This is a genomic window from Robiginitalea aurantiaca, assembly GCF_030380815.1.
Classification (GTDB): domain Bacteria; phylum Bacteroidota; class Bacteroidia; order Flavobacteriales; family Flavobacteriaceae; genus Robiginitalea; species Robiginitalea aurantiaca.
In genome coordinates this window covers 24,766-38,442 of record NZ_JAUDUY010000013.1, presented here as the reverse complement: position 1 = coordinate 38,442, position 13,677 = coordinate 24,766, and the positions used below count along the sequence as shown (strand labels likewise).

Below are 13,677 nucleotides of genomic sequence, written 5' to 3'. Positions count from 1 at the left end.
GAGAACTTCAGCTGCCGATGAATTCCAGAAAAAAAGAGCTGTGATTACACAGCTCTTTTCACATGAAAACTTATCGGTTTACGCGCTTGTACTATTCGGATTTATTCTTCTTCTCCCAGATAATTGCCCGTATTTCTGCTTTATCAATTTCTGCAGCGGTAATTTCATTTCCCATGTCGTCCTGAATATCGAGAAGGTACATGATGTTAGACTGATCATCGTAGAGGTAGTGATCCGTTTTACGCTTGACGTGCTTTAGCCTCCGTCTTAGTTGCTTCGCCTCCTTTGCCGTCATACCATTTTGGACGTCGTAAGTGTCTCTGTGGTTTTTATCTGCAAACGCAATTTTGCTGATTTCACCGTTGGCATCCGTAACTACCTGCAGCATTCCAATCTCTTCGTTCTTCTTGTTATAGGCTACAAATGTTTCCGTTTCATCGAGCGTAATGACAGCCTGAGTGACCTCCAATTCCTGGGGTTCATATTCATTTTCAATAAGTACGGTATGCATCTGCTCAGCCGTATGGACCTTGACATCCTTCGGTTCGTCGTCCAGGGAAACTTCACCCCCTTCAATAATTTTCCGCCCGTGTGAGGTGATTGGGACTTTGTCAAAATGATGTTCATTCACAAGGATGACATCGGCCTCGATACTCGTGACATCAGCCATGGGCTGTTCTTCGACCACAACTTTTTCCTCTGAGGGGGTCTCTTTTTTATCCTCTTTACAGGATGTGATTAGCGCCAGAGCGCCAAATACCATAACGAAATGCTTTTTAATCATCTATTAGTATTTTTAATTTTCTGTGCCTAAAAATACGCAATAAAGTTAATTTCCAAGTGCATTCACTTATTCATCACGGATCGATTCTACGGGGTTTGCGATCGCGGCTCTGAAACTCTGCCAGCTCACGGTAAGCAGGGCTATGAGTAAGGCTGTAATCCCGGCAAGGGCAAAAATCCACCAGCTAAGGGCTGTGCGGTAGGCAAAGCCTTCCAGCCATTGGTTCATCACATACCAGGAAACAGGTACGGCAATAATAAAAGCCAGGGCTATCCATTTCACAAAGTCCTTGTTCAAAAGGGTGAGTACCTGGGTAATGGTTGCCCCATTTACTTTCCGGATTCCAATTTCCTTTTTGCGCTGAACGACCGTGTATGATGTCAATCCAAAGAGCCCCATGGATGCAATAAAAATTGCGAGGAGTGTAAAGACTTGAAATACCTGCCCGAAAGCCTTGTCCCCTTTGTATTGGGCTTCGAATTTTTCATCCAAAAAAGTGTAGTTAAACGTACTCTGGGGGAACACCGCTTTCCACTTCGATTTTATCTGACCAATCGCCGCTTCAAATCCTGCGGTCGAAGTGGTTGAAGCATCTACCCGGATCAGGAGGTTATCCACCTGGTTATGGTAGCGGATGACCATGGGCAACAAGGGGCTTTTTAGTCCAAAATGGTAGTAATCTTTGATAACACCAGCCACGCGCCACTCGTTATTACCCCAGAATTTAAGGGTCTGATTCAGGATTTCAGAAGGGGAGGCAATCCCCATTTGCTTTAAGAAGGTTTCATTGACAACAACTTGATTTCCCGTCCAGTCCGAGGAGGGAAGGAAAGTGCCCCCTTCGGCAAATTCGATATCCATCAATTCAAAATAGCCGGGTTGTGCGTAGTAGGTATAGAACACTTTTTTGTCTATGCGCTCACCGTTGGGCAATTCAAACCCCATTGTGGACGAAAGGTTATCAAAACTGTCTCCCGGATAGGTTTGGGAAGCTGAAACCATTTGAATAAAAGACAGGTCCTGTAATTCATCCTGCAGAATCCGGAAATCATTTCGGATGAGCGAATCCGGTTTGGAGGTCACGACTGCTCCGCTGAGTGCAATCACCTGATCCACATTGGTGCCGATAGGCTGGCGCTCCATAAAATTGATCTGCTTGGTAACCACTATGGTTCCGGTAAGCAATACAATAGTCGCAAGGAATTGCGTGATGATCAGTGCCTTACGAATGTTCAGACCCTGGGCGGATGTACTTATTTTCCCTTTAAGCGCCTTTATAGGTGCGTACCGACTGATCAGCATTGCGGGATAAATACCCGCAATGACCATCCCGCCAAGGATAAAGCCAAAGTAGGGTAAAAATCCTTTGAAGTCTTCAGGACGAATGCTGAGCTCTTTGGAGGTGATATCTTCAAAAACAGGCAATAACAGAAAAACAAGTATTAAGGCCAGTCCTGTAGCGATGATATTGAGAAGAAAAGACTCCACCAAAGACTGTAGTATTAACTGGGATTTCTTTGCCCCGGCCACCTTCCTGATACCCGTTTCCTTAGCCCGCTCCAGGGACTTGGTAGCCGACAAATTGATGTAATTGAGCCAGGAAAGGATAAGAATAATAAAGGCAATCGCAGAAAGGAATTTTATTCGCGTGGCACTCCCGTTAACCGATACTTCATAGGGTTTGTTGGAATAGAGGTGTATGTCTTCAATCGCCTCAATATTGTGCCTTTCCTGCTCGTCTTCCTCTATATCACTGGCGATTATTTTTTCCCTTAATAGATCCGCGTCCGTACCTGGAGTGAGTCTGAGATAGGTATAGTAATTATTCATATTCCAGTTGAGCTCATGTGCCTGTGGCCCCCAATCTGTCCATGTCTTTTCCGTCTCATAGGAAATCAGGTAAGAATTCCTGTAATGGGCGGTCTCAGGGATGTCCTCCATAACCCCGGTGACGGTAAGCAGGGCTTCATGTCCGTCCCAATAGGCGGAGAGCGTGCGTTTCATTGGGTTCTCATCCCCAAAAAGTTTTCGGGCAAAAGAACGGGAAAGCACGATGGAATAAGGTTGCTCCAGGACCGTATTCTTATCGCCCTGGAGCAATGGATAATTAAAAATTGTGAAATAGGAAGGATCTGCGAGGGATCCCAGGGGTTGCTCTAAGATTCGGTCTCCAACCTTGAAGGTCAGTTTTTCAAAATAGTACAACCTTACATACTCTTCGACTTCCGGAAACACTTTCTTCAGGGTGGGTCCGGAAAGGTTGTAGGTCATGGCATCCCCGGGAACGAAGGTATTTCCTTCTTCATAGTCCATATAGGTTCGGTATACATTCTCCGAGCCCGGGAATTTATCGTAGCTCTTTTCCTTGTTTACATAGAGCAGGATCAGGATAAACGAAGCAATCCCAATGGCCAGGCCAAAGATGTTGATAAAAGAATAGAGCTTGTTTTTAAGCAGATACCGCGCAGCGATCTTAAGAAATAGTGTATACATAGGTTCTCCGCGTTATCTACTCTGTGCGTAAACTCTTGACCGGGTTCTGTCTCGCCGCTTTAATCGCCTGGAAACTCACGGTGAGTACCGTAACACCCATGGCACCCAGCATGGCCAGGGCAAAAATCCACCATTTCAATATAATCCGGTAGGGGTATTCCTGAAGCCACCCATTCATGATATAGTAAGCTATAGGCACAGCAATAAAACAAGAGATGATAACGAGCTTTAAAAAATCTTTGGACAGCATGTTCCACACATTAAATACAGAGGCCCCAAGAACTTTGCGAACCCCAATTTCTTTAGTTCGCTGCTCAGCGACAAATGAGGTTAGGCCAAAAAGTCCCAAACAACTGATCAGGATCGCCAGGGCCGTAAAGATCCCTGAAAGCGTTCCAATGCGCTCTTCCGAGGCAAATTTTTGTCCATATTGTTCATCGACAAAGTCATATTGAAAGGGCAGGTCCGGGAATTGAGATTTAAAGACCCTTTCGATCGTAGCTATATTCTCCGTTGCGCTTTTATCCGGATTTAACCTCAGGTTGTAATAACTGGAATTGTCAAAGCGGTCAAAGACATAAACCCCCTGTTTAACAGGCTCATAGGGAGACTGTGCAATCATATCCTCTACCACCCCAATAATCTTCATGGGTGGCGCAGGATCTTCTTCATCCGTGTCTTTTAAGAACTTCCCAACGGGGTTTTCCATCCCCAGATATTTTTTGGCCGTTTCGTTGATGAGCACCCCGAGGGAATCCGACGCAAAGTCGCGGGAAAAATCCCGTCCTTCCACAATTTTCAGGTTGAGGGATTTTGCGTATTCCGGGGTTACTTCTGTCCAGGCGAGATCTTCCTGAAAGCCCTCCGGTTTCCCTTCCCAGGTGAAACCGCTGCGATTGGACCATATACGGGTCGTGGGACTACTCGAGGCCGACATTTCTATCACGGCTCCCGAGGCCAGAAATTGATCGCGCATCAGGTCGTATTTCCCGCTGAAGTCCTGACTCATGGTAGGCACCTGAACCAGGCCCTCTTTGTCATAGCCAACAGGTCGGTTCTTCGCATAGTTAATCTGTTGCATGACGATTACGGTCCCGATAATAAAAGCGACGGAAACGGTAAACTGAACGACGACCAGGATTTTCCTGGGGAGGCCCGCATACCTTCCAGCCTTAAAGGTGCCCTTAAGAACGTCCACGGGACGGAAAGACGACAGGTATAGTGCTGGATAACTTCCAGCGAGAAGGGCCGTGAATATTACAAAACCGGCTGAAATCAACCAAAAGGTCACATTGGTCCAGGGAAACAAGATTTCCTTGCGCGCCAGGTCGTTAAAGCCGTTCAGGCATAAGAGTACAATGGCAACAGCGATGACGTATGCAAAAAGGACCACGAGGAACGACTCGCTCAAAAACTGATAAATCAGTTGTCCTCTTTGGGATCCGATGGATTTGCGAATCCCTACTTCTTTTGCCCTTTTCTCGGAACGCGCCGTACTGAGATTCATAAAATTAATACAGGCCAAAAGCAGGACGAAAGCCCCGATAAAACCAAAGAGCCAGACGTATTTTATACGCCCCCCTGTTTGAATCCCATTATCAAAATTGGAACGCAAATGCCAGTCCTCCATAGGCAAAAGAAAGATGCGCGGGTTGTATTCTTCCACATCTGCATCGCTATTTTTCTTTACATCGATAATGGCGTCAGTTACGCCTTCAAAAGTGGTGTTCTCCGCCAGTTGCACAAACATCTGAAAGGAGTTGTTTCCCCAGTTGTCCAGGGAATTCTTTATCCAATCCCTGCTGGAAACGTATTTATCCCATGGAATGATATACTCTGTGTCGTCAAAACTGTTGTTGGTAGGGATGTCCTCATATACCGCGGTAACCATCAGGTCAATTTCGTTGCTGAGCCGAATCGTCTTGCCAATGGGGTCCACCTGCCCAAAAAGAGCGTCTGAGGTGGATTCCGATAGCATTATGGAATTGAGTTCACGCAGGCCATCCCGGTCTCCTTTAAGGATATTCAAATTAAGTAGCAATGGGGCTTCACGCTGCATATAGTTCCCAGGGCGGGAAATATTGGTTTCGCCAAACTGCAGGTAAGAATCCTGAGTCCAGGAAGACATAACCAGATATTTGAAATTGTCACCATAGCCATCCCTAAGGGCGGGTTCCAGGGGTAATGGTATGGCTGGCCCGGTGCCGGTTTGATTGTTGAAGGTCTGAGATTGATACACCTGTGCGATTGTATCCCGATTCTCGAAATAATCGTTGTAGGTGAGCTCGTCTTCGATCCAAAGACCTATGATCAGGGTAACGGCCATACCCAGGGCAAGACCTCCAATATTGATGATGGAGTATCCTTTATTCTTTAAGAGATTCCGCCAGGCTATTTTTATATAATTACTGAACATGACTATTGGATTTTTTTGATTGTGGCTTCTCCTATAATAACTCCTTTGTAAATCTCCGGTGTTCCGGTATAGGCTATCGTGGCCTCGCCATAAGCGGTCACCTTCAGCCTGTCCTCCACAGCAACCTGATAGTCTCCCTCTCCGTAAGCGGTAATCTTTGTTTCATTTGAAGTGACTCCCCTGGTGTTAACTCTCGTTTCGCCATAGGCTGTTATTTTTTGCCGGCCAATTGTTCCGGAACCGATTTCCAGTGAACTCTCTCCATATATGGTCGTAGTCATATTATCCAGCTTTACATCACTTAAAAAAACCTCTGAATCCCCATAGAGTGTTAAGCTGAATTTCGGTTGATCGAGGGTAGTGCTACACTCAAACTTCTCTTCACCTCTAAGGGACAATTCATCAAGGACTTCATAGGTTACCGTTGCCTGTATTACCGTGCCTTTATAGATGGAGCGTTTCTCATACCAGCCGTCGACCGCTACCTTCTCCCGTTTTGCGACGGTCTTCGCATCATCCAGGTATAGGTGCAGGGTCTTACCGGAAACCTCCACATTCAGGATATCTAAGGGTTCGGTACTCGAATGGATGGTTACGGATTCGGTATCACCTTCAACAAAGGTTACAGCGATATGCGGGCTGATGATTACTTTGCTAAATGAGTCCACGGAATACGTTTCGACCTGGGAATGTGCTTGAAGTGCAAAAAGGGCGAAACACAGGAGCAGGATCCCGGATTTGCAAGTGGTGAATGCTGTTTTCATTAGTGTTTGATTTTTGATTGTTCTTTGATTGATGAATAAACCCTGTTTAAACCATCGCCCCTATTTCCCTGTTCTGGCTTTCCGTCACGATTTGACCGTCAAATAAATTGACTACCCGATGGGCGTAGTGGGAATCCCGGTCCGAGTGGGTCACCATGACGATGGTTGTTCCCTCCTGGTTGAGCTCAGTAAGCAGGTTCATGACCTTAATCCCATTTTTTGAATCCAGGTTTCCCGTGGGCTCATCAGCGAGGATTAACTTGGGATTGGTAACTACTGCCCTTGAGATGGCAACCCTTTGCTGTTGTCCTCCCGAGAGTTGTTGTGGGAAGTGTTTTGCCCTGTGCGCGATCTTCATCCGCTCCAGGACCTCGGTTACCTTTTCACGGCGTTCCGATTTACTCATCTTAAGGTAGATCAATGGGAGTTCCACATTCTCGAAGACCGTGAGTTCGTCAATGAGGTTGAAGCTCTGAAAAACAAAGCCAAGGTTTCCTTTTCTCAGGTCGGTACGCTGGCTTTCTTTAAGTCCGGATACCTCATGACCCGCAAAACTATAACTACCCTCTGTGGGATTATCCAGCATGCCAATGATGTTCAGAAGGGTGGATTTTCCGCAACCGGACGGCCCCATAATGGCAACAAATTCTCCGGTTTCAACATGTAAATTAACATTGTTCAGGGCCAGGGTCTCAACCTCTTCTGTCCTAAAACTCTTCTTAAGGTTCGTTATCTGTATCATTATTTCATTGATTATTTAGTGTTTTAGCTACTTTAATTCTCCCCCATTGGGCTGGATATGCAAAAGACTCTATTTTTTTAGGTTTGTAACAAAACCAGTAGTTTTCAGCTGGTTTTATCCTGTTTTTTTTAGTGTTGTCATTTAAATACAATCCGCTCGGCTTCTCCAAAGGAGTCGTAATTACTTGTAATTACCTGCTCCCCGTCTTCCAGGCCGTCCAGTACTTCATAATATCTCGAGTTTTGTTTTCCCACCCGTATGGACCTCTTGATCGCTGAGCCTCCATCCTGATCCAATACAAAAATCCACTGTCCGCCTGTATTCTGAAAAAATCCGCCTTTAGGCAGTAATAAGGCATCGGAGGAAGCCCCGAGTTGCAGTTTGATATTGTAACTCTGTCCGGCCCGTATCGTTTCTGGCTTCTCATCTGTAAAAACAAGATCCACTTTGAAACGACCATTGCGAACCTCCGGATATACCTTTCTGAGCCTCAGGGTATATTCCCTGTCATTTCGCTCCAGGGTTGCAGAGAGGTCCCGCTTAACCCTGTCGATGTAGTGCTCATCGATTTCAGCCTCTATTTTAAAGTCTGTCAGCACATTTATTTGCCCGATGCGCTCCCCCTGGGCAATATTCTGACCGATTTCTGCATCCAGAAAACCCAATTGCCCGTCGGCCGGGGCACGAACGTTCAAATGGTCCAGGCGTTCGTAAACCATGGACAGGGTCTGCTGCATACGCTGAAGATCTGTATCGAGTCCGGAGAGGGATGTCTTTCTGAGTTCATCGTCCTGTTCCGTTTGAAGTTTAATGATTTCGAATTGCTTCTGGGCCAATTCGTAATTCTCCTTTGAAGTAAGATAGATCTCACGGGAGATGAGTTCATCTGCATAAAGAACCTCGTTTTGCTCAAAATTCCGCTTTAGACGCTGCAGATCGGTACTCGCTGTGGCCAAAGACCTTCGGCCTTCAACCTGTCGCGCATCGAAGGTAAGTCTTGTGGAACGCAAATCGTTTTGCTTAAGCGCCAGGTTGCTCTCGCTGGCCAGAATTTGCTCATAGAGGTTCATATTTTCCAGCTTTAGGATGATATCCCCTTTCTTGACCATGGTCCCCTCTTCGATGAGCTTTTCGGAAACGCGCCCACCCTCATAGGCATCCATATAAATGGTGGCAATAGGAGCCACATTACCATTAATGGTTATGTAGTCGTCGAATTTACCGGCTGTAATCGCTGCTATTGTCAGCCGGTCCTTTTCGGTACGGAAGGTTGACACAGATGAAGAAAAAAGCAACCTCCACCCCACAAAGAGCACCAGAATACCCAGGGCCATATATCCGTAATGCTTTGGTTTTAATCCTTTTTTCTTTTCGAGTTTAATATCCATCTTAGGCTTAGTTAATATTGAAAACGGGCAAATTGTTATAGAAATCAAGGGTACTCTTATTGACCTTTAAACGCAGGCGAACCTGAAGGTTCTCGTTTTGAGCCCTCGCCAGCAGGTTTTTCGCCCGCCCGAGTTCTATGGCATTGAATAATCCTTTTTCGTAACGCTTCTGCGCTATGGCAAAAGAAAGTTCTTCCGCCTCACTTCTCTTTTCAGTCTGCAGCACTTCTGTTTTCAGGGCATTGTGCTCCTGTACCAGTTGCTGAATGAGCTGATAGAGCTCCTGCTCCCGAATCTCAGCATCGTTCTGAGCACGGGCCAGGGCAATTTTTTGTTGTTTGACCCTTGAACGCCCGGACCACGCATTAAAAATGGGCACATTCAGTGAAACCCCAATAAACTGGTTTGTATTATCCCGGAACTGGGTTCTGAAAGGTATCGTAACTCCAAGACTATCCGTTATGGTTTCGTAATACCCGGTGCCATACCCCCCCTGAACGGCCAAACGCGGATAGAGGTTCCCCCTGGCCACAGCCACTTGTTTTCTGGCGGCTTCCACCCTGAGTTCCTGAGCCTTGATCAGGGGAATGAAATCCACGGCTGTACGAAAGATTGAATCGGATTCCACGGGATACTGAGTTGCTGCGGTTGCCTCTTCAAATTCCGGGCTGATTTCAATTTCATCCGTACCCTGAATGTTCATTGCCTGTAATAGGGCGAGCTTAGCGGCCACCAGGCGGTTTCTGTTCTGGGTAAGCACGAGTTTATCAGCCAGTAAGATCGATTCGGCCTCGTAAAGATCGGCTCCGGCCATCAAACCAACCTCGATTTGCTTTTCAACCAAACGGTAATTGGTTTCGGAAATACCGACCTGTTCTTTCGAAATTACGATAAGCCCCCTTATGAACTGAATGTCGTAGTAGGCCCGCATAACACGAAAGGCCAGCATGTATTTTTGCTGCAGGCTTTCCTCCAGGCTCGCCCTGTACAAAAGCTTGGAAGCCTTTATGCTATTTATTTTCTGAAATCCCTGAAAGACATCAAAAGATGCGCTCAGGGAATAATTATTGGCAAACAAATCCGTATTGACAATGCTGTTGTCGTTTGGATCCACCTGTCGTCCAAAAGTCACACCGTAATCCGTATACCCATTCAGGTTAGGCAGAAGAGCCCGCAAGGATTGCTTATAGGTCTCCTCATTGGACTGTTCGTTGAATTCGAAATCATTCAACTGAAGGTTGTTTTCAATGGCGTAGGCTATACATTCATCCAGGGTCCAAACCTTCTGAGCCATTGCGCTCAGGCAAAATGAAAAGACCAATAAGAAAAAATAGCGTTTTAAAATCATATTCATAGTCCTGTGCCAAAGGGTATGCTATTCACGTGCCAGAATATTAGTATACTGATTAAGAGGCCATTATAACCATCTCAAAGAAATCAGAACCTACTGAATGTCCATTTTTTTTACAGGTTATGTTAATTTTTTTGACACTTTTACACTTCGGGTTATTTGTATTCGTAGCTTTATCCAAATTAAAAATACCTGTGGTTCCGGCCTGTAAGAGGGTGTCTGCCAGATTTGGAGTATCCGTTCCTTTAAATGGTATGTCTTTTGCCGACGCATGGAGAATCCGATTAAATTCTTTTGAAAATGACCGATGCCAAAATCCTGGTAGTTGATGATAATAAGAGTGTCCTGAGTGCACTGGAAATTTTGCTGCAATTTGAATACAAAAGTGTCCAGACCCTTTTCAATCCCAATCAGATTTCTTCATTCCCCAATTTAAAAGAAGTCGATATCGTCCTGCTGGATATGAATTTTTCAGCCGGCGTAAATACGGGAAACGAAGGTTTGTACTGGTTAAATGAGATTAAAAAACGATCTCCGGATACCTCTGTTATAATGATGACCGCTTACGGTGCGGTGGACCTTGCCGTAAAGGCACTTAAGCAGGGAGCTTCGGATTTTATTCTCAAACCCTGGAATAACGAAAAATTGCTGGCAACGGTTAAATCCGCGCATCAGTTGCGAAAGTCACGGCAGGAAATCCATCAGCTCAAAAACAAAGAGAAAGAACTCAAGCAAGTCATCAACCAGGACAACAGTCCGATCATTGGGGAATCCACAGCCCTTCAAGAGGTGCTCAATCTGGTGCGAAAAATAGCCAGAACGGATGTGAACGTCTTGATCACAGGCGAAAACGGAACCGGAAAGGAATTGATTGCCCGAGAATTGCACCGCTTATCAGACCGCAAAAATGAGGTCTTTATCAATGTCGATATGGGATCCATTTCGGACAATTTGTTTGAAAGTGAACTCTTCGGACATGTCAAGGGTTCATTCACGGATGCAAAAGAAGACCGCACCGGTAAGTTTGAAGCGGCAAATCTGGGCACGTTGTTTCTCGATGAAATAGGGAATCTGTCTTTACAAGCTCAGGCAAAATTGCTTTCTGCGATTCAGAACAAATCCATTGTCAAAGTCGGGTCGAATAAACCTGTAGAGGTAGACATCCGATTAATCTGTGCTACCAATTGTAATTTGGATCAAATGGTCGATTCGGGGCTCTTCAGGGAAGACCTGCTCTATCGCATCAACACCATTCATCTGGAAGTACCCCCGCTGCGAAACCGCAATGGTGACATCCTTATTCTGGCCGATTTCTTTTTAAAGAAATACAGCGCGAAATACAACAAGCCGGGACTTCGGATCAATAGCATGACACAGGAGAAACTCATGAATTATCCATGGCCGGGGAATATCCGGGAACTGCAGCATACCCTTGAGCGCGCGGTAATTTTATCAGAAGGAGATGTCTTGCGGCCAACGGACTTTTTGTTGAACACCAGGTCCGGAAGTTCAAATGATCCCGGGATGCGAACCCTGGAAGAAATGGAATACGAAATGATCCAAAAGGCCCTTGAATTCAATGACGGGAATTACAGTGCAGCAGCCGAACAGTTGGGGGTTTCGCGCCAAACGCTTTACAACAAAATAAAGAAACACAAACCCGCTGCGGATAATGGCAAGTAGAAACTTTTACATTCAATTGGTCGTTCGTATCCTGCTCATCACACTGACGGCTATCCTGCTCGGATTTGGAGTGGTTACCCCTGCATATATATGGTTGTTTGTGTCCCTTATCGCCCTTGTAATACAGGTTTACAGCCTGATACGATACATCAATAGCACGAACAGGAAGATTGCCTACTTCTTTGATGCGATCAAAAATGAAGATTTTACCCTCCGTTTCCCGGAACGCGTAGCCATTAAATCCTTTAAAGAACTGAACCAAAGCCTGAACCGGGTCAACGGTCTGATTCAGGAAGTGCATGTGCAATTACAGATACGCGAAAAGTACTATCAGGAAATCCTTAAGCAGGCCAATATCGGCATCATGACCTACAATGCCAAAGGTCATATCCTGTATGCGAACCCCAGTCTTGAGAAGTTGTTAAACTACAGCCCCCTGAACCACATAAAACAACTGAAACAAATTGATCACGGGCTGTATGAGGTATTTGAACCGTTCCAGCCATTTGAGCGCAAACTTTTTCAACTCACCAATGAACGAGAACAGATACAGCTTGCCCTGAAGTCGACCTCTGTGGTCTTACAGGATGACCCCCTCCTGCTGGTGGTTGTGCAGGACATCCGCGAAGAGCTCGACGAGAAAGAAACCGAGTCCTGGGTGCGGCTGATACGGGTCCTGACCCATGAAATAATGAATACGATCACCCCGATCACCTCTATCTCAGATTCAATCCTGAAGTATTATCAAAAGGATGAGGAAGGGGCGCCGCTTCCTATGGATCCCGATAAAATGTCCAGCGCGACCCGGGGCCTGGAGGTCATCCGGAGCCAGGGGAATGACCTTATGGAATTCGTGCAATCCTACCGGAGTTTTCTCAATGTCCCGAAGCCGGATAAAAAGTTGGTTTCTGTTCGCAGGCTTTTTGAGAAGGTACAGGTGCTAATGCAACCGGATTTAAACGATCGAATCCATTTCAGCTGGGAATACGCGCCCGGGGATCTCGAATTATATATCGATGAAAAACAAATAAATCAAGTTTTGGTAAACCTGATCAAGAACGCCATTCACGCAGTGGAAAACCAGGCGGAGGGCCAGGTAATTGTTAAAGGGGGGATCGATGCCGCCGGGCGGAAATTCCTCCAGGTTACGGACAATGGACCAGGTATTGGGCCGGAGCTCATCCAGGAGATTTTTGTACCCTTTTTTACCACAAAGGAGAAAGGTACAGGAATAGGCCTGAGCCTTTCGCGCCAGATCGTGCAGCTTCACGGAGGTACGCTACAGGTGCATTCTGACCCCGGGGCACAGACGGTATTTCGCCTCAAATTTTAAAGGCCAGCGTTGTGGGAACCTCGGGCAGGTGAAACCGGGACTTCACGACCCAGACTACCGCGATACGGTTGGCTTAGACTGATCTTTTTCCTGCAAACTGGAATTTAAAAAAGTGTGTCAGACAAAACTGCACGCCATGAGCAAAGCGCGAACTTGCGGTCTGCCCAACATCTCGTGTTGTCTGTTTTTACGCTGCCCTGCCCTTCCCCTTTTATTTTAAAGCAGGAAGAAGTCCGATGAGACTTTTCTATTTGTCTGTGTACTGATAAAAATCATAAAGTACGCGGGTTTGTTTCGATACTTTTAGTCCATCTTTCGTAAAGCATGCTTTCGATTACCTATCCTATAACAAAAATCATTGCGCATGGACACAAATCAAATCAAAGCCAAATTCGAGGAAGCCAATCAACACCTGGCAGCCGCAAAAAGCGAATTAAACCGCCCTGCAGAAGATGTCGTACCCTTTATGGTTTGCAGAAGTACCCGGTATTCCATATCGAATTATCTGGAAGGATTTCTACTGCAGAACTCTGTGGAGTTCGAGGAAGGGACTACTGTGGAAGACTTATTGAAAAAATGCCGGGCCATCGACGGTACTTTCAACAGTGTGGATTTGAGCCCTATTACCTTCAGCAAGGATGATGAGTATAGCGCACTTTTCGATCAGATGCAAAATTGTATTGACCTGGCCGAACAGGCCAAAGAGTTGGTAATTAAATAAAT

The 13,677-nt window shown here is 45.9% G+C and carries 10 protein-coding genes; 3 read left to right on the top strand and 7 right to left on the bottom strand.

What is annotated here, in order from left to right; translation table 11 throughout:
• Window positions 1-91: 91 nt before the first annotated feature.
• The 7 genes from QU605_RS14645 to QU605_RS14615 all read right to left on the bottom strand — a co-directional run bounded on the left by QU605_RS14645 (window position 92) and on the right by QU605_RS14615 (window position 9,941).
• Entirely contained in the window at window positions 92-784 is a 693-nt protein-coding gene (locus QU605_RS14645) for a hypothetical protein (protein ID WP_289726076.1), read from the bottom strand.
• 66 nt (window positions 785-850) lie between these two features.
• Window positions 851-3,277: an ABC transporter permease gene (locus tag QU605_RS14640; RefSeq protein WP_289726075.1), complete on the bottom strand. Its 2,427-nt coding sequence runs from the start codon at window positions 3,275-3,277 to the stop codon at window positions 851-853.
• A gap of 16 nt (window positions 3,278-3,293) precedes the next feature.
• Entirely contained in the window at window positions 3,294-5,693 is a 2,400-nt protein-coding gene (locus QU605_RS14635; RefSeq protein ID WP_289726074.1) for an ABC transporter permease, read from the bottom strand.
• Window positions 5,694-5,695: 2 nt separating this feature from the next.
• Window positions 5,696-6,457, bottom strand: a complete 762-nt coding sequence (locus tag QU605_RS14630; protein WP_289726073.1) for a head GIN domain-containing protein — start codon at window positions 6,455-6,457, stop codon at window positions 5,696-5,698.
• Between the two features lie 46 nt (window positions 6,458-6,503).
• Window positions 6,504-7,199, bottom strand: coding sequence for an ABC transporter ATP-binding protein (locus QU605_RS14625; RefSeq protein ID WP_289726072.1), 696 nt, complete (start codon window positions 7,197-7,199; stop codon window positions 6,504-6,506).
• Window positions 7,200-7,336: 137 nt separating this feature from the next.
• Window positions 7,337-8,587, bottom strand: coding sequence for an efflux RND transporter periplasmic adaptor subunit (locus QU605_RS14620; RefSeq protein WP_289726071.1), 1,251 nt, complete (start codon window positions 8,585-8,587; stop codon window positions 7,337-7,339).
• Window positions 8,588-8,594: 7 nt separating this feature from the next.
• Window positions 8,595-9,941 carry a TolC family protein gene (locus tag QU605_RS14615; RefSeq protein ID WP_289726070.1) on the bottom strand — a complete coding sequence of 449 codons (1,347 nt, stop codon included), beginning with the start codon at window positions 9,939-9,941 and terminating at the stop codon, window positions 8,595-8,597.
• A 297-nt stretch (window positions 9,942-10,238) separates the two neighbouring features.
• Here QU605_RS14615 and QU605_RS14610 point away from each other — a divergent pair, with 297 nt between their 5' ends.
• From QU605_RS14610 to QU605_RS14600, 3 genes are all read left to right on the top strand, one after another.
• Window positions 10,239-11,621, top strand: a complete 1,383-nt coding sequence (locus tag QU605_RS14610; RefSeq protein ID WP_289726069.1) for a sigma-54-dependent transcriptional regulator — start codon at window positions 10,239-10,241, stop codon at window positions 11,619-11,621.
• Complete coding sequence (locus QU605_RS14605) at window positions 11,611-12,954, top strand: sensor histidine kinase (RefSeq protein WP_289726068.1); 1,344 nt, start codon at window positions 11,611-11,613, stop codon at window positions 12,952-12,954. Before QU605_RS14610 ends, QU605_RS14605 begins: the two co-directional genes overlap by 11 nt.
• Before the next feature lie 364 nt (window positions 12,955-13,318).
• The gene (locus QU605_RS14600) at window positions 13,319-13,675 is read left to right on the top strand and encodes a hypothetical protein (RefSeq protein WP_289726067.1); all 357 of its coding nucleotides are present in this window, start codon (window positions 13,319-13,321) and stop codon (window positions 13,673-13,675) included.
• Window positions 13,676-13,677: the final 2 nt, after the last annotated feature.

Bases quoted from the DNA above. Each gene is read 5' to 3' on its own strand.
- QU605_RS14645 (WP_289726076.1), bottom strand. From the start codon at position 784: ATGATTAAAAAGCATTTCGTTATGGTATTTGGCGCTCTGGCGCTAATC.
- QU605_RS14640 (WP_289726075.1), bottom strand. From the start codon at position 3,277: ATGTATACACTATTTCTTAAGATCGCTGCGCGGTATCTGCTTAAAAAC.
- QU605_RS14635 (WP_289726074.1), bottom strand. From the start codon at position 5,693: ATGTTCAGTAATTATATAAAAATAGCCTGGCGGAATCTCTTAAAGAAT.
- QU605_RS14630 (WP_289726073.1), bottom strand. From the start codon at position 6,457: ATGAAAACAGCATTCACCACTTGCAAATCCGGGATCCTGCTCCTGTGT.
- QU605_RS14625 (WP_289726072.1), bottom strand. From the start codon at position 7,199: ATGATACAGATAACGAACCTTAAGAAGAGTTTTAGGACAGAAGAGGTT.
- QU605_RS14620 (WP_289726071.1), bottom strand. From the start codon at position 8,587: ATGGATATTAAACTCGAAAAGAAAAAAGGATTAAAACCAAAGCATTAC.
- QU605_RS14615 (WP_289726070.1), bottom strand. From the start codon at position 9,941: ATGAATATGATTTTAAAACGCTATTTTTTCTTATTGGTCTTTTCATTT.
- QU605_RS14610 (WP_289726069.1), top strand. From the start codon at position 10,239: ATGACCGATGCCAAAATCCTGGTAGTTGATGATAATAAGAGTGTCCTG.
- QU605_RS14605 (WP_289726068.1), top strand. From the start codon at position 11,611: ATGGCAAGTAGAAACTTTTACATTCAATTGGTCGTTCGTATCCTGCTC.
- QU605_RS14600 (WP_289726067.1), top strand. From the start codon at position 13,319: ATGGACACAAATCAAATCAAAGCCAAATTCGAGGAAGCCAATCAACAC.